17 protein-coding genes are annotated in these 15601 nt (G+C 44.2%); all 17 read right to left on the bottom strand.

All coding sequences use genetic code 11. The features are described 5' to 3' along the window. Window positions 1-816: RNA-guided endonuclease InsQ/TnpB family protein (locus G5B11_RS01110; protein ID WP_173726562.1), on the bottom strand; the 816-nt coding region annotated here is incomplete at its 3' end. 273 nt (window positions 817-1089) lie between these two features. Continuing rightward, complete coding sequence (locus tag G5B11_RS19710; RefSeq protein ID WP_173726561.1) at window positions 1090-1344, bottom strand: helix-turn-helix transcriptional regulator; 255 nt, start codon at window positions 1342-1344, stop codon at window positions 1090-1092. 116 nt (window positions 1345-1460) lie between these two features. Then, window positions 1461-2834 carry a DNA repair protein RadA gene (gene radA / locus G5B11_RS01100; RefSeq protein WP_173726560.1) on the bottom strand — a complete coding sequence of 458 codons (1374 nt, stop codon included), beginning with the start codon at window positions 2832-2834 and terminating at the stop codon, window positions 1461-1463. An 80-nt stretch (window positions 2835-2914) separates the two neighbouring features. Then, window positions 2915-3328, bottom strand: a complete 414-nt coding sequence (locus tag G5B11_RS01095) for an endosialidase (RefSeq protein ID WP_173726559.1) — start codon at window positions 3326-3328, stop codon at window positions 2915-2917. 118 nt (window positions 3329-3446) lie between these two features. Further along, the gene (locus G5B11_RS01090) at window positions 3447-5909 is read right to left on the bottom strand and encodes an ATP-dependent Clp protease ATP-binding subunit (RefSeq protein ID WP_173726558.1); all 2463 of its coding nucleotides are present in this window, start codon (window positions 5907-5909) and stop codon (window positions 3447-3449) included. 16 nt (window positions 5910-5925) lie between these two features. After that, entirely contained in the window at window positions 5926-6294 is a 369-nt protein-coding gene (locus G5B11_RS01085; RefSeq protein ID WP_158420680.1) for a GntR family transcriptional regulator, read from the bottom strand. Between the two features lie 115 nt (window positions 6295-6409). Continuing rightward, a complete protein-coding gene (locus G5B11_RS01080) occupies window positions 6410-7174 on the bottom strand; it encodes an SseB family protein (RefSeq protein ID WP_173726557.1) in 765 nt (254 codons plus the stop codon). A gap of 34 nt (window positions 7175-7208) precedes the next feature. Next, window positions 7209-8402: an FprA family A-type flavoprotein gene (locus G5B11_RS01075; RefSeq protein WP_173726556.1), complete on the bottom strand. Its 1194-nt coding sequence runs from the start codon at window positions 8400-8402 to the stop codon at window positions 7209-7211. A 14-nt stretch (window positions 8403-8416) separates the two neighbouring features. Continuing rightward, window positions 8417-9691 (bottom strand): phosphoribosylamine--glycine ligase, encoded by a 1275-nt coding sequence (gene purD, locus G5B11_RS01070; RefSeq protein ID WP_173726555.1) that lies wholly within the window; start codon window positions 9689-9691, stop codon window positions 8417-8419. Between the two features lie 48 nt (window positions 9692-9739). Beyond that, window positions 9740-10366 (bottom strand): phosphoribosylglycinamide formyltransferase, encoded by a 627-nt coding sequence (gene purN / locus G5B11_RS01065; RefSeq protein ID WP_173726554.1) that lies wholly within the window; start codon window positions 10364-10366, stop codon window positions 9740-9742. Continuing rightward, the gene (gene purM, locus G5B11_RS01060) at window positions 10360-11385 is read right to left on the bottom strand and encodes a phosphoribosylformylglycinamidine cyclo-ligase (RefSeq protein WP_173726553.1); all 1026 of its coding nucleotides are present in this window, start codon (window positions 11383-11385) and stop codon (window positions 10360-10362) included. Before purM ends, purN begins: the two co-directional genes overlap by 7 nt. Window positions 11386-11403: 18 nt before the next feature. Beyond that, the gene (gene purE / locus G5B11_RS01055; protein WP_173726552.1) at window positions 11404-11904 is read right to left on the bottom strand and encodes a 5-(carboxyamino)imidazole ribonucleotide mutase; all 501 of its coding nucleotides are present in this window, start codon (window positions 11902-11904) and stop codon (window positions 11404-11406) included. 86 nt (window positions 11905-11990) lie between these two features. Then, window positions 11991-14009: an aminopeptidase gene (locus tag G5B11_RS01050; protein ID WP_173726572.1), complete on the bottom strand. Its 2019-nt coding sequence runs from the start codon at window positions 14007-14009 to the stop codon at window positions 11991-11993. A gap of 15 nt (window positions 14010-14024) precedes the next feature. Continuing rightward, the gene (locus G5B11_RS01045) at window positions 14025-14630 is read right to left on the bottom strand and encodes an HD domain-containing protein (RefSeq protein WP_158420673.1); all 606 of its coding nucleotides are present in this window, start codon (window positions 14628-14630) and stop codon (window positions 14025-14027) included. Then, window positions 14630-14944, bottom strand: coding sequence for a hypothetical protein (locus G5B11_RS01040; protein WP_158420672.1), 315 nt, complete (start codon window positions 14942-14944; stop codon window positions 14630-14632). Before G5B11_RS01040 ends, G5B11_RS01045 begins: the two co-directional genes overlap by 1 nt. Next, the gene (locus G5B11_RS01035) at window positions 14928-15401 is read right to left on the bottom strand and encodes a VanZ family protein (protein WP_173726551.1); all 474 of its coding nucleotides are present in this window, start codon (window positions 15399-15401) and stop codon (window positions 14928-14930) included. The genes G5B11_RS01040 and G5B11_RS01035 overlap by 17 nt, the downstream gene beginning before the upstream one ends. A gap of 38 nt (window positions 15402-15439) precedes the next feature. Beyond that, a complete protein-coding gene (locus tag G5B11_RS01030; protein ID WP_173726550.1) occupies window positions 15440-15592 on the bottom strand; it encodes a hypothetical protein in 153 nt (50 codons plus the stop codon). Between the last annotated feature and the right edge of the window lie 9 nt (window positions 15593-15601).

Here is a 15601-nt window from a genome sequence, read left to right as displayed (position 1 = left end):
ATCCTTCACTGTATTCTGCTTTTTCCTGTAAAGTCTCTGGATATGTTTCGATGATCTTGGATATTTTATCCCTTTTTCCGATTGCTGCGCATACCATACAGACTGCACTCTGGCGATTTCTTTATGAAAGTATCTTTCCAGGGAAAGATATTTTCTTCCAAGGATAAAAGTCCTGCCATTTCCAGAATCATAACAGGTCATCAGATTATGAAGTCCAAGATCAATCGATAAATAATGTCCATTCTGGGAAAGCTGTTCCGGCTCTTCAATCTCATAGATAACAATAAGGTCACATTTTCCATTTTCCGGCGGATAAATCCGCAGCTGTTTTATCTGATCCATGTCCCTGAAAATCTTATTTTCAAGATATAGAAATTTTTCATGGATTCCGTAGGTTTCTTCCATATAGCTTTTCAGATCCTTTGGCAGGGACAGCCGCAGCTGGTCTGAGCCTTTCTCATGCCGGATCCCCATCTGCATGTATGTGACCGGTATATTGTCCTGTTTAAAACGTGGCGGATTTGGATCTTTGATCCCTCCGGTCTTTTTCAGGACATAAAAAGATTTCCATGCCTTGTCCAGCTGCTTGCAGGTCTCCTGCGCTGTCTGTGACGGTAGCTGTCTGTACCACAGATCTCCTTTATGTGCTTTTTTCTGATAATACCAGTCAGGATACTTTTCCAGTCCCAGTTCTTTATAATGATGGCGTTCATAGTTGCAGATATTCCAGAGTTTGGATGCTGCATAACACATATGTCCTATGATATTGGAATATTCCTGACTGATCTTTATGGATGTTTTATGTGACAGCAGCATTCCTCTCCCCTCCTTCAGACAGCTATGCAGATGGAGCTTTACACTCCACCCTGATTTATATCTGGTGTTAATATCTTCCGCCGGTATTTCACTGACTATACCATATGGTAGTTAATATTACATACACAAGTTCTATAATGTATTAGATTTTCTTTCATACATATAGTATAACATAACACCTGGAAACATACAATAAAAGCCAAACATATTTTCGACTAGTTGTATGCCGGTTACGGCATTAATATCAAAGGGTAAAGGGATTATTATATTATTTCAATGTGCAGATATGCACAATTCTACGCTTTCATCTCGGTAATTGAATTGCCGAGGATTCCCGCTTATCGTCCTAAATCCAACATACTCGCCAATCTCGCTGATGCGTAAGCCGCTATTTTTAAGCAATTCGGCTGCTTCCTTCAAACGCATTGTAAGTAAATATTTAGAAAAAGTCTCTCCTGTAGTAGCTTTAAAAAGCCGACTCAGATAGGACGCATTCATAAATAACTGCCGTTCTGCAAGATCCTGCAACGAAATAGCCGTCTATATCAGCTGGGGGATTGACTCCCAGCAGATATAAAAAATCCATCCAAAGATACTGCTCTTCAGATGGATTTCCTAAATTTTCAATATTCCCTTGATTTCTTTTATTTTTTCATAATATAAGTGATGGCGTCCTGGATCCTTTTTACAAACACCAGTTGAATCCCTTCTGGCTTCTCCACAGAGGTTTTGCACACTTCCGGCAGGATCACTGTGTCAAACCCCAGCTTTTTCGCTTCTTTTACCCTTTGGCCTGCCATACTCACTGCACGTACCTCTCCAGAAAGCCCGATCTCTCCAAAAGCCATCAGACCGTCAGGAATTACAATATCCTTCACGCTGGAAACAATGGCAAGGCAGATCCCCAGGTCAATGGCCGGTTCTGTCATCTTCATTCCGCCTGCAATATTCACATAGGCATCACTGGAAGCCAGATGCAGGCCAACCTTCTTCTCAAGAACTGCCATTAAAAGGTTTACCCTGTTAAAATCCGTCCCTACTGCAGTCCTTCTGGGAATCCCGAAATTGCTTTGGCATACAAGTGCCTGGATCTCTACAAGGATCGGTCTTGTCCCTTCCATGGAGCAGGCCACTACACACCCGGAAGCATTCTCAGGCCGGCCATCCAGAAGATATTCGGATGGATTGGCCACTTCCTGAAGTCCTGATTCTTTCATTTCAAAAACACCGATTTCATTGGTAGAACCGAATCTGTTCTTCACTGCCCGAAGGATACGATAAGAAGCATGTCTGTCCCCTTCAAAATAAAGGACTGTATCTACCATATGCTCCAGCACACGGGGTCCTGCCACATTTCCTTCTTTTGTTACATGACCTACAATAAAAATCGTGATCCCAAGCCCCTTAGCGATCTGCATCAGCACATTGGTAGACTCTCTTACCTGGGAAACACTGCCTGGGGCAGAGCCAACCTCCTCCGAAAACATAGTCTGTATCGAGTCAATGATGGCCACCTCAGGCTTCAGCCTTTCCATCACCTGACGGACGGTATCCAGATTCGTCTCACACAGAAGCTGCATTTTGTCATTAAAGGTACCGATCCGATTGGCCCTCAGACGAATCTGTCCTAAGGACTCTTCTCCTGATATATACAGGACAGAATTACCATCCTGAGAAAGATTCCTGCACACCTGTAAAAGAAGGGTGGACTTTCCGATACCCGGATCTCCACCCACAAGAACCAGAGAGCCTGGCACAATACCACCGCCAAGCACTCTGTCTAATTCCCCTATCTCGGTTGTTTTTCTTTCGTCTTCGTCCAGCCGGATATCCTTCAGAAGCATTGGCTCTGCCCTGCCTGTCAGTCTGCCGGCTGTTACTCCGGTACTTTTCCTGACTGTGGATACTGGCTCCTCTACAAAGGTATTCCAGGCCTTGCACCCAGGACACTGCCCCATCCATTTTGCAGACTCATATCCGCATTCCTGACAAAAAAATACAATCTTTTTATTCTTCATTCTTTTAATTAAATTCTTTAATTCAACTTACTTATTCTTCTGGTTACCAATCAGCTTGCCTGATCTGAACCTGTCTCTGATTATCTTTTTACAATCTTTACAGCCACTTTTGCTGCATTGCCAAGCTCTACACTGAAAGAAAGCTTGCCGCCAAGATTGGTCTCAACAACACCTGTACTGGCATCATTAATAAAAACCTCATATCTGGTCTCAGCTTCCATCTCTACTGTGATCTGTGCGTCTTCTGCACCTTCTACAGTAAAGCTCATGATACTGCCATCCTGCTTCAAGTCAAACACTGCTGTGCCTGGTACTGACTCATAAACAAACATGCCATTTCTCTCAAGCTTTGTGATCTCTTTAAATGTCTTTACTTTATACATGTCGCCCTGATGCTGATAATCTGATAATTTTGACTTCTGGCTCAGTTCATAATCTCCAAAACTGATAGTGCCATTGTCCTCTGTGCGGATCAGTTCTTTTACTACTGCCATGACTTTATGTCCTCCCTAAGACTCTTTTGTTGATCCAGCCGGTGATAAAAATACTTCTCCGGCGATGCTCTGATTATATAATAAATCCTCTTTTTTGACCAGTCTCTTAAGTGAAATATTATCCTTTTTTCACTGTAAAATGAACCTGTTTGTTTTTCATCTGTACGGAAATCAGATCCCCCTGATGAATCCTGCCTTCCAGCACCTCATTGGCCAGCAGATCCTCAATCTTTGTCTGGATCGCCCGGCGAAGAGGCCTTGCCCCATACTTACTGTCAAATCCTGATTCTGCAAGATAGTCTTTTACAGAAGCAGCTACCCGAAGGGTAATATTCATCTGCTCCTGGCACCTTTTTTCCAGTTTTTTCAGAAGAATGGAAACGATCTTCTGAATATCTTCCTTCTTCAGAGTATGGAATACCATGATCTCATCGATCCTGTTAAGAAACTCCGGTTTAAAGATCTTACGTACCTCTTCCATAACTCCGGCTTTCATCCGTTCATAATCCTTTTTTCCATCCTCGTCTGAGATAAAGCCTAATCGCTTTGGTTCAACAATAGCCTGTGCACCTGCATTGGAAGTCATAATAATAATCGTCTGTTTAAAGTCCACACGCCTGCCATGGGCATCTGTAATATGTCCGTCATCCAACACCTGAAGAAGAATGTTGAATACATCCGGATGTGCCTTCTCAATCTCGTCAAACAAGAGCACACTGTATGGATTCCTCCGAACCTTTTCGGAAAGCTGTCCACCCTCTTCATATCCTACATATCCTGGCGGGGAGCCGATCAATTTAGATACGCTGTGCTTCTCCATATATTCAGACATATCTACCCGGATCATGGCCTGCTCACTGCCAAATACAGCCTCTGCCAGTGCTTTGGACAATTCTGTCTTACCAACCCCGGTAGGTCCAAGGAACAGAAAAGAACCAATAGGGCGATTAGGATCTTTCAGTCCTACACGTCCTCTTTTTACTGCCTGGGATACTGCCGCCACAGCTTCCTCCTGTCCAATCACCCTCTTATGGAGTTCCTTTTCCAGGCGTGCAAGACGTTTACTTTCCCCTTCTGTCAGCTTCTGCACAGGAATCTTCGTCCACTGGGATACAATATCCGCCACCGTCTTTTCATCAACCAACAGTTGTTTTCTTCTGGCTGCCTTTTGTGCTTTTTCCTTTCGTTTTTCAAAAGAAGCTTCCAGCTCCTTCTGCTTTTTCTGGATCTCTCCCGCCTTCCCAAGATCGCCGGCCTTTACTGCATCTTCCTTCTCCTGGATCAATTCCTGTATCTGCCTTTGCATTTCTTCCAGCTCAGGAGCAGTCTGAAACCCCTGCAGCTGAACCTTTGAAGCTGCTTCATCGATCACATCAATGGCTTTGTCCGGCAGAAAACGATCCGATATATACCGGATGGACATTTCAACTGCTGCCTTAAGTGCATCATCCTGTATCTTCACCTTATGGTGTCGTTCATAATAAGGTCTCAGGCCTTTTAAGATCTCAAAAGTTTCTTCTTCTGTAGGCTCTTCTACAGTCACTGGCTGGAATCTTCTTTCAAGAGCCGCATCCTTCTCAATATATTTTCTATATTCTTCCAGAGTTGTTGCTCCGATGATCTGGATCTCTCCTCTTGAAAGAGAAGGCTTTAGGATATTGGATGCGTCCAGGGCACCTTCTGCTCCCCCTGCTCCGATAATGGTATGAAGCTCGTCAATAAACAACAGGATTCCCTGGTGCTCCCGTACCTCATCTACAACACCCCGGATTCTTTCTTCAAACTCACCTCTGTATTTGCTTCCTGCAACCATGCCGGAAAGATCCAGTACAACCACCCGTTTGTCCTTCACTGTATCCGGCACCATCCCCAGAACGATCCTTTGTGCAAGCCCCTCTGCAATGGCGGTCTTACCTACTCCTGGTTCACCTACCAGACATGGATTATTCTTAGTCCTTCTGCTTAAGATCTGGATCAGACGGCCGATCTCCTTATCCCGTCCAATCACAGGATCCAGCCTGCCTTCTGCCGCAAGCTCTGTCAGATCCCTGCTGTACTTGTCAAGGACAGGTGTGGCTGATCCATTACCAATGGAACCGGCCTTGCCTGATCCCAAATTGTCATTTTGAAGATCTCCTTCATATCCCATAGCTGTAAGCACTGCACTGTACAGCTTCTGGATGTTGATCCCAAGGGTATAAAGAAGTCTGGTGGCCACACAGTCCGTCTCCCTGAGCAGTGCAAGTAGAAGGTGCTCAGTACCTGCCGGTCCTTCCTGCATCTCCTCTGCCAAATCCAGTGCCTCCTGGATCACTCTTTCTGCACGTGGACTGTAATGCTTTTCCCTAATCTGCACATTTCTGCTTTCAGCAGGAGGTGCAATCAACTTCTGTATCAGATCCAGCAGCTTCTTTGGCTCTACATGGAATTCCTCCAGAACTTTCCCTGCAGCACCTTCCTTCTCTGCCAGAAGTCCTAAAAGGATATGCTCTGTCCCTATATATCCGTGATTAAGATCCTTAACCACATCCTCCGCCAGTGCGAGGGCATTTTCTGCCTGTCTGGTAAATCTGTTATCCATAAATGTCCTCCTGAACTTATATATATTCGTCAAAAATCTCATCAATCAGCTGATGCACTTCTTGTCTTGTTACATTTTTGCAGCTTCCCCTGGCCAGTGCAACGGTAAGCTTTTCTTTCATTTCTTCCAGTGCTTTCACTTTATCTGCATCTACACAGATCACTGCCCCTCTTCTCCTGTCAATGGATACAAAGCCTTCCTGGCGCAGCAATGCATATGCTTTGTTCACTGTATGCATATTGATCCCGATGGTATCTGCAAGCTGCCGCACAGATGGAAGTGCATCTCCATCCTTCAGTCTTGATGTAGCAATCCCCATAATGATCTGATTAGTCAGCTGCATATATATAGCTTCATCACTGTTAAAATTAATCTCTATGATCACTGCTTCTGCCTCCTGTGTTACTGTTATATCTATACTAGCACAAATCCCGGCATTTGAAAAGACTAAAAAAGAGATGCTGCATTTGGCAGCACCCCTTTTCACAGGTAAGCTTTCTTTACCGTTTCAGGATCTTATTCAGCTGTTCCTTATCAAGGATCAGGTTAATTCCCATTGGATTTACTACCATTGCCTTTGCCTGTGGAATCAGCACATCCGGCAGCTTTGCAAAAGGCACTCTGGCTGCACGCAGCTTTTTGCCCTTGGCAAATTTCTCAAACTCCATAATATCAGAGAATGCAGGCTGAAGCACATCCCCTTCTTTATTCTTCAGGAATGGGATATTTACCTTATGAGGATCCTCCGGATCCTTGTCCATAGCGATCAGGAAGTCAGATTTCAGAAGGTTTGCGATCAACTCTTCTTCCAGTTCGCGCATATTCTTCCGTTCTTCCTTTTTCACAGGACGGCGAAGCTCCTGCATAAAATAAATTCCTGACAGCTGAAGGGTAGAATTAAACAAAGGCCTTTTGGCAGGCTCCAGCTTGCTTAAATCTGCCTGTTTTGCAATATCCGTCAGGTCTACCTCTGTACGGTCCTCCCCATCTGCCCAGATCACAGTATTAACACCTATGGCATACAATGTTCCGTAAAATCTGGGGAAATCCTTTTTTTCGTACTTCATTCCCATCAGAAGGATTTTATCTTCCAGTTTTTTCTTTCCAAATTCTTTAATGCCTTCTTCTGTGGAAAATACCCATGCCTGGTCATTAAAGCTTTCCTCATCACAGGTAACATATGGAAGCTTTGTAGCCTGTGAATAAGCTACAAATACAACGTCCCTATTCTGCAGTTCTTTCACTGCATCTGCTTTGTTTCCCATTTCTTATCCTTTCCGGCAGTGATTTGCACACTGCTTATCTTACCATAAATTCTACAATCTTATCCATCTCTTCCAGCTGGTCTGCTTTTAATGCAGACTTCACAGAGAGACATGGCTCCATGATCTCCATATTCTTCATCTGGGACAGCATCTCACGAATCTGCTTCCCGGCTGTGGCAGCCCATGTACCATTATCAAACACAGCCACCTTACGATTCTGGAAATTGTGAGCTTTCAGTTCATGAAGAAGTGTCTCCATCTTAGGGAATATACCTCCATTGTAGGTAGGGCATGCAAATATGATCCTGTCACAACGAAATGCTTCAGACAGCAGATAAGAAGGATCTGTAACAGAAACATCATACATTGCAATATTCTTCTCCCCTGCATCAGCCAGCTTACCGGCAAGGACAGCAGCTGCATTCTCTGTATTTCCGTAGATAGAGCCATAAAGAACCAGCACATTATGATCCTCTGGTGTATATGTGCTCCACTTCTGGTATTTGTCAATAAACCAGCCAAGATTTTCTCTCCAGACCGGGCCATGAAGCGGACAGATCATCTGGATATCCAGGGTAAGAGCTTTCTTTAATGCAGCCTGCACCTGTGCACCGTATTTTCCCACAATATTAGTCAGATATCGTCTTGCATCCTCCAGCCACTGGTTTTCAAAGTCTACCTCATCAGCAAAAATATTACCATTTAAAGCTCCGAAGGTACCAAATGCATCTGCACTGAACAGTACTTTGTCGTATGCGTCATATGTAACCATTGCCTCCGGCCAGTGAACCATAGGGATCATAGCAAAAAACAAGGTATGCTTTCCTGTGCTTAAGGTATCTCCCTCTTTGATCATAACAGCACGGCTGTCTACATTAAGATCAAAGAACTGGCGGATCATACCAAAGGTCTTTGTATTTCCTACGATCTTCACTTCCGGATAACGAAGTACAATATCAGCAATCAGTGCACAGTGATCTGGTTCCATATGATTCACAATCAGATAGTCCAGGCTGCGCCCTGCCAGCACATGCTCCAGATTCTCCAGGAACTGTCCGCTTACAGATCTGTCCACTGTATCCAGAAGTACAGTCTTCTCATCCAGAAGCACATAAGAATTATAAGAAACCCCTCTTGGGATCGGATACATATTTTCAAACAAGGCCAGTCTTCTGTCGCTGGCACCTACCCAGTATAAATCTTCTGTAACTTTCTTAGTACAATACATCCCCATTCGCTCCTTTATGCCTCGTCAATGGCCTTTCCAATGTCATGACGCATATACTTGTTAGCAAACTGAATCCATTCTGTCGCTTCATAAGCATTCTTTCTGGCTTCCTTCAGGTCTTTTCCTTTTGCTGTGATGCCCAGCACACGGCCTCCGTTGGTTACGATCTGTCCATCTTTAAAGGCTGTACCTGCATGGAAACAGTAGTATCCGTCTTTGTCCTTAAAATTCTCAAAGCCCTGGATTGGAATTCCTTTTTCGTATTTTACAGGATAGCCCTCACTTGCCAGAACCACACATACTGCTGCATTGTCTTCAAACTGCAGATCTACCTGATCAAGAGTACCATTAATGCAGGCTTCCATCACCTCAATGATATCATTTTTCATTCTGGGCAGTACCACCTGGGCTTCCGGATCTCCGAATCTGGCATTATATTCCAGTACCTTTGGCCCATCCTCTGTAAGCATAAGGCCAAAGAAAATAATGCCTTTAAATTCCCGGCCTTCTTTTGCCATGGCATCTACAGTTGCCTGATAAATATATTTTCTGCAGAATGCATCTACTTCATCTGTGTAAAACGGACTTGGTGAAAAAGTGCCCATGCCGCCTGTATTCAGTCCCTGATCCCCGTCACAGGCTCTCTTGTGGTCCTGTGCAGAAGTCATAGTCTTAATAGTCTTGCCATCCACAAAGGACAAAACAGATACCTCACGGCCTGTCATAAACTCTTCGATCACCATGGTATTGCCTGCATTGCCAAATTTCTTATCTTCCATGATCTCACGCACACCGGCCTCAGCTTCTGTCAGATCCTGGCAGATCAGTACACCCTTTCCAAGTGCCAGTCCGTCTGCTTTCAGTACAATAGGGAATTTTGCCTGCGTTTTCAAATAATCCAATGCTTTCTTCGGATCATCAAAATTCTCATATGCAGCTGTAGGAATATGATATTTTTTCATCAGATCCTTTGAAAAAGCCTTTGAACCTTCCAGGATCGCAGCATTCTTCCTTGGTCCGAACACTGCCAGTCCTCTTTTTTCAAAAACATCCACGATACCGCCAACCAGCGGATCATCCATTCCAACAATTGTCAGACCGATCTGATTCTCCTGTGCAAAATCAGCCAGTTTTTCAAATTCCATAGCTCCGATGGAAACACACTCTGCCAGCTCTGCGATCCCTGCATTTCCTGGCGCACAGTAAATCTTATCTACCTTTGGACTTTTTGCCACGCTCCTGGCAATGGCATGCTCTCTTCCGCCGCTTCCAACGATTAATACCTTCATTGTATCCTCCTGTTGTCCCTTTGGGACACTGCTTCTTATGTCTGCTTATTATTCACTGATGGTTACAATTCCGTTCTCCACTGTGACCCTGCCATTTGCGATCAGCTGGATGGCCTTTGGAAGAAGCTTCCATTCAGCCCGCTCCATAACTCTTCGCTGAAGTGTCTTCGGTGTATCGTCCGGTTCAATATCCACTGCTTTCTGCAGGATGATCGGGCCGGTATCGGTACCTGTATCTACAAAATGAACTGTAGCGCCTGTAACCTTTACCCCTCTTTTCAAAGCTTCTTCATGCACATGAAGGCCGTAATAGCCAACACCACAGAAAGAAGGGATCAAAGACGGATGGATGTTGATGATTCTGTTAGGGAATGCTTCCACAATAGAAGATGGAATGGCCACAAGGAATCCTGCCAGAACCACAAGATCGATCTCAGCTTCCTGAAGCGTTCTAAGGAGCGCCTGGTGAAAGTCCTCTCTTGTATCATAATCTTTTGGGGAAATGCATACTGCAGGGATCTGGTGATCCTGGGCACGCTTCAATGCATATGCCCCTGCATTGTTGCTGACCACCAGTGCCACCTGGGCATTGGTGATCTTCCCTGCATCCTGAGCATCCAGGATCGCCTGAAGGTTGGTGCCGCCTCCGGATACCAGAACGCCTACCTTCAGCATAATGTTACTCCTTTTTCGCCGGCTTCAATATGGCCTACTACATATGGCTGTTCTCCCGCTTCTTTGATAGCGGCTACCGTCTTATCCACATCTTCCGGAGCTACAGCCACAACCATGCCAAGTCCCATATTATATGTATTATACATCATCTTCTCTTCAATACCGCCTGTACGAGCAAGAAGGCCAAAGATCGGCGGTACAGGATAGCTGTCTTTTTTGATCACTGCACGTGTACCCTCTTTCAGCATACGGGGAACATTCTCATAAAAACCGCCGCCTGTGATATGGCTGCATGCATGTACACGGACGCCAGCATTCTTAATACTCTTTAATGCTTTTACGTAGATCTTGGTAGGAGCGATCAAAGCCTTTCCAAGAGTAGTGCCAAGCTCATCATAATAGGTATCCAGAGATTCTTTAGTCATGTCAAATACTTTTCGCACAAGTGAAAAACCATTGCTGTGAACGCCTGAGGATGCCATACCGATCAGTACATCTCCTGCATTTAAGGCTTCTCCTGTGATCAGGTCTTTTTTATCTACAACACCCACAGCAAAACCTGCAAGGTCATATTCATCTACAGGATAAAATCCAGGCATTTCTGCAGTCTCACCGCCGATAAGAGCAGCATTTGACTGCTGGCAGCCATCTGCAACACCTTTCACGATCTGCGCGATCTTTTCCGGATAGTTCTTGCCGCAGGCAATATAATCCAGGAAGAACAGAGGCTCCCCGCCTGCACAGGCAATATCATTTACACACATAGCAACACAGTCAATACCAACAGTATCATGCTGGTCCATAATAAATGCCAGTTTTAACTTGGTACCTACGCCGTCTGTACCTGATACCAGAGTAGGCTCCTCCATATCCTTGAAAGCACTCATGGAAAAGGCACCTGAAAAACCGCCGATTCCTCCAAGCACTTCCGGGCGCATGGTCTTTGCAATATGCTGTTTCATCAGTTCTACAGACTTGTACCCTGCCTCAATATCTACTCCTGCGTTCTTGTAATCCATTTTTCTCTTCCTCCCAGATTAATATTCTTTACATCCTACTTCCTGAAGTCTTGCGTCCTTTGCTTCTACCTGACTCTTTAACTCCTGGCTGTATGCTTTCAGTTTGTCTAAAAGCTGCGGATCTGACGTAGCAAGGATCTTCGCAGCCAGAAGGCCCGCATTTGCGCCGCCGTTAATGGCAACAGTAGCCACCGGGATGCCGGAAGGCATCTGTACGATAGAGTACAGGGAATCCCTGCCTCCAAGAGATGTGGTATGCATCGGAATACCAATGACCGGCATAGGGAATATTGCAGCACACATTCCCGGAAGATGGGCTGCCATTCCTGCTCCTGCAATAATGACCTTAAACCCTTTCTCCTCTGCGGATTTTGCATAATCAAAAAACACATCCGGTTCTCTGTGTGCGGAAATGATCCTCATCTCATAATCAATTCCCAGTTTTTCCAGAATATCAGCTGCCTTTTTCATGACAGGCATATCTGAATCACTACCCATTACAATTCCTACTTTTGACATGTTCTTCTCCTCTCAGCCTTTCTAACCGTAAATTCTACTAAGAATCCCTTTTTCTGTCAACCAGGAAAAGGGATTCTTTGTATTTGTCAGCAAAATGGCTCATTCAGCATTTCTGTTCCTTCCAGAACAAAACGGCCGTCTTCAATAATGGAAACCATATCACCATCATCCTGGATCACCCGGATACTGCCCAGTTCCTCATAAGGGATGGTAATATCTGTGTGACAACCATAATATGCCAGTGATACATCATCTTTACGCATTTCTGAAATTTCATTATCCCTTGCTATAATCTCTTTTCCATCCGGATTATACACCGGTGTATCCTCTGCCCAGCTATAACAGGTATCCCCCACTGCAAAATGAGGTCCCATTTTCTCTGCGATCAGAATAGGAAGCTTGTCCTCAATCCCGTATTTTCTGGCAGCTACGTAAGCAGTGGTATTAGTACCAATAGCAAACTCACCCATAGCAAGCTTCGGATGATGAAACAGGATGTTGTCCTCTATATATTTTCTGTTGTCTTCTTCATTCTCAAAATTACTGCAGGTATAATCGATCACCTGGCCACAATCAAAGACCAGCTTCAGATCACGGAACTGCAGTCCATTCAGATAAACCTTAGTCACATGAAGGATCCCACCGGTTCCTGCAAGCACAGGAGAAGTAAATACTTCACCTACAGGAATATTCACATCAGCCACACAATTTTCAAAGTTGGTCTGTGTTTTTGGATCTGTCAGTTTATGAAGATGGATCAGGAGATCTGTCTCATTGTCTCCCTTCCCCTTAATCTCCACCCACTCACAGGTATCCAGAGTGTCTATGATCTTCTGCTGCACCTTCTGGTAAGCCTGATAGTCCAGAGTATTGATCTTTACAATCTCTCTGAAAATGTCAGAATAATCAGTACCGATCTCTGGTACCGGATAGGCAATGATCGTAAAGCTGCGTTCGTCTCCGTGGATATAGCGGTTTACGATCTGCCCGGACTCATTGGTCAATTCCAGATCCAGCTTATGCTGTGCCTCACTAAGACTCCATGCTTCCGGCTTGCTTTCCGGTGAAAAAGGTGCTTCTCCAAAGGTCTCGATCACTGCTGGACCTCCGTGCACTGCTGCCAGATCCTTATACTGTTCATATGCATTCTGGAGTGCCCGCAGCCTTTTCTGAAGGTACTCCCCATCAAGAAACAGCGCATAATCCTGTCTGTGATCATAATCATACTGAGGATTAATGACCCCGCCGGTATATCCGATCCGGCTGCTGCCTCTTTTACAGGCAACATGAGGCGTGTGACGATAGATCACAGGCTCCAACCCCATCTTGCGGAACTGTAAAATTGCAGAACGTACCATTCTTTCAAATCCAAGATTGTACCGGATATTTACGGTTTTCTTTTTGGTAATATCTTTTCTTCCATTAATAAAACCGATCCTGTATCCTTCTGTATAAGTTCTTGCCATTGCATCGATCTCTTCCTGAGGAAGGGTATTCAAAAATCTGGCACTGCCCAGCTCGTTTTCGGAAATATATTCTCCGAATCTGTAAAGATAAGACAAATCTGAAAGGTCTGCTTCCATGATGATCTTTACTGCAAAATCCATTTCCGGATCCAGGGAACTGCGTACATGGTGCTCCATCATATCCTGGCAGTAATCATTTACATAGGAATACAAAATCCTTCGAACCACTTTTTCTTCCGGTATTTCTTCCTGGTCAAAAGCGGAATATACTTCCAGGAATAATTCCAGAGCCACTGTCATCTCCCAAAGATCCTTCTCATGGGCATAAACAATAGCTCCTCTTAATTCTCCATAAAGAAAAGTGAAATCCCTGCCATATTCTCCCAGCATTTTCTTTGCATAGGACGGGTTTCCATAGCTTACATTATAATTATCACCTGAAATATCCTGATATAGCATCTGGTTTCTTTCTTTTAATGCTTCAAAAGAAAGGCCATCTCCTTTATCATCCATGATCTGTATGGTCTTTATAAGAAAATCTGCTGCCTTCTGAAAAAAATCCAGATATGGCTGTGCCACAGCCTGTTCTCCCGGTATCTGAGAAACTCTCATTTTGGCCAACTCATATCTTTCTATCATCCACTCGTCCAACTTTTAACTCCTATCGTCTATGATATTTCCTTTATTAATATTCTCCTGGATCAGTTCCTGCATATATTCCCAGATCTTTGCTGATCCATCTCCTGTAATACGGTTTCTTTTATAGATCTGGCTTCTTTTTACTTTATGTTCCTTCCAGCTGATCCCACCGGCTGCATGATTTAAAAATAAAGGCAGACTGTTATCCAGCACATGGGCAAATTTGGATTCCGGTGTATTGCAGGCTTCAAATTCATCCCACAGCCCTCTCATCCATGTGCCCTGTTCCTTAGGAAGAATACCGAAGATCCGGTCAGCTGCTGCTTTTTCTCTTTTTTCCTTGGTAAGAGCCCCAGCCTCATCATATGCATAAGTATCTCCTGCATCGATCTCTACCAGATCATGGGTCAGAACCATAGGCACCACTCGTGTCACATCCACTTTTTCATTGGAGTATTCACTGAGGATAAGCGCCATCATAGCCAGATGCCAGGAATGATCGGCGTCATTCTCTCTTGCTGATCCGTCTGCCAGATAATTCTGCCGCAGGATCTCCTTCATTTTATCAATCTCAAGAATAAAATCTATCTGTTCTTTTAATCTGTCATCCATACTGATCATTATACTCCTGTCAGATAAATCCCAAGCCAGAGAATCATAATAATCCCGTTTGTGATGGATCCGATAATGCTTGTCTTATGGCCTTTGCCAGCCTCTGAAAAGCTGAGCAGTCCCATGATAAATCCATAAATAGACAAAAGTGCTGCAAATAAACATACTCCGCCAGTTACAAATCCATACTGACCTTCCAGAAGAAAAGCTGCAGTCACTGCCCCACAAAACAGGATCAGGGAGATCACTGCCATAGTAACAGAGACCTTCCCTTTTCCAGCTTCCTTTTTCTTTGTAAATGAATATCTATATCTTCTTGCCATAGTATTTTCTCCTGATATGATTGCAGATCAGGAAGCACCCATAGCCTACCGCTGATCCAAGTGTGTTCAGAATAAGATCATCCACATCAAAGCAGCCCACTTTTGTCACCAGCTGGATCAGTTCCACTGTCAGACTTATGGAAAATCCCGAAAAAATAATAAGAAAACCGCTTCTCATACGGTTTGTGATCACAGGAAGGATAAATCCATAAGGGATAAAACCGATCACATTTCCAAATATATTGGTAAACAATGCAAAAGTACCCAGTTGCCTGCGATAAACCCAGAATCTGCGAATTTCCACAAACGGTATAAGATTATACCGGTATATCCGTTCTGCGTCTGCAACTCTGCCGTAAGACTCAGAAAAGAACAGGAAGTATATCAGCAGGATCACATATACTCCAAATAAAATGACCCCGCCTTGTCTGATCATACGCTTTGTTTCATTTTTCAATATTATCCCCTGCCTAAAAGTCCTGCCTGAAATTTGTATTACAGCAGGATTTCTGATTTTCTTTTCAGAAGCCTTGCGCCATTAATGATCATCAGAACTCCGGTAACAACCCCCGCTATTGCAGTAATAATACCAAGAATCAGACTGGAAACCCCTGTAGCAGACATAGTCTTATATATTTTTTCATTCATGGTCAAAAC

This window comes from Blautia glucerasea, from assembly GCF_013304385.1.
GTDB classification, from domain to species: Bacteria; Bacillota; Clostridia; order Lachnospirales; family Lachnospiraceae; genus Blautia_A; species Blautia_A ammoniilytica.
Note: the sequence above shows the minus strand (reverse complement) of the source record. Positions and strands in the feature narration are given on the sequence as shown.

Coding starts and splice junctions, on each gene's coding strand:
- radA (WP_173726560.1), bottom strand. CDS start 2,834: ATGAAGAATAAAAAGATTGTATTTTTTTGTCAGGAATGCGGATATGAG.
- G5B11_RS01095 (WP_173726559.1), bottom strand. CDS start 3,328: ATGGCAGTAGTAAAAGAACTGATCCGCACAGAGGACAATGGCACTATC.
- G5B11_RS01090 (WP_173726558.1), bottom strand. CDS start 5,909: ATGGATAACAGATTTACCAGACAGGCAGAAAATGCCCTCGCACTGGCG.
- G5B11_RS01080 (WP_173726557.1), bottom strand. CDS start 7,174: ATGGGAAACAAAGCAGATGCAGTGAAAGAACTGCAGAATAGGGACGTT.
- G5B11_RS01075 (WP_173726556.1), bottom strand. CDS start 8,402: ATGTATTGTACTAAGAAAGTTACAGAAGATTTATACTGGGTAGGTGCC.
- purD (WP_173726555.1), bottom strand. CDS start 9,691: ATGAAGGTATTAATCGTTGGAAGCGGCGGAAGAGAGCATGCCATTGCC.
- purN (WP_173726554.1), bottom strand. CDS start 10,366: ATGCTGAAGGTAGGCGTTCTGGTATCCGGAGGCGGCACCAACCTTCAG.
- purM (WP_173726553.1), bottom strand. CDS start 11,385: ATGGATTACAAGAACGCAGGAGTAGATATTGAGGCAGGGTACAAGTCT.
- purE (WP_173726552.1), bottom strand. CDS start 11,904: ATGTCAAAAGTAGGAATTGTAATGGGTAGTGATTCAGATATGCCTGTC.
- G5B11_RS01050 (WP_173726572.1), bottom strand. CDS start 14,009: ATGATAGAAAGATATGAGTTGGCCAAAATGAGAGTTTCTCAGATACCG.
- G5B11_RS01045 (WP_158420673.1), bottom strand. CDS start 14,630: ATGATCAGTATGGATGACAGATTAAAAGAACAGATAGATTTTATTCTT.
- G5B11_RS01040 (WP_158420672.1), bottom strand. CDS start 14,944: ATGGCAAGAAGATATAGATATTCATTTACAAAGAAAAAGGAAGCTGGA.
- G5B11_RS01030 (WP_173726550.1), bottom strand. CDS start 15,592: ATGAATGAAAAAATATATAAGACTATGTCTGCTACAGGGGTTTCCAGT.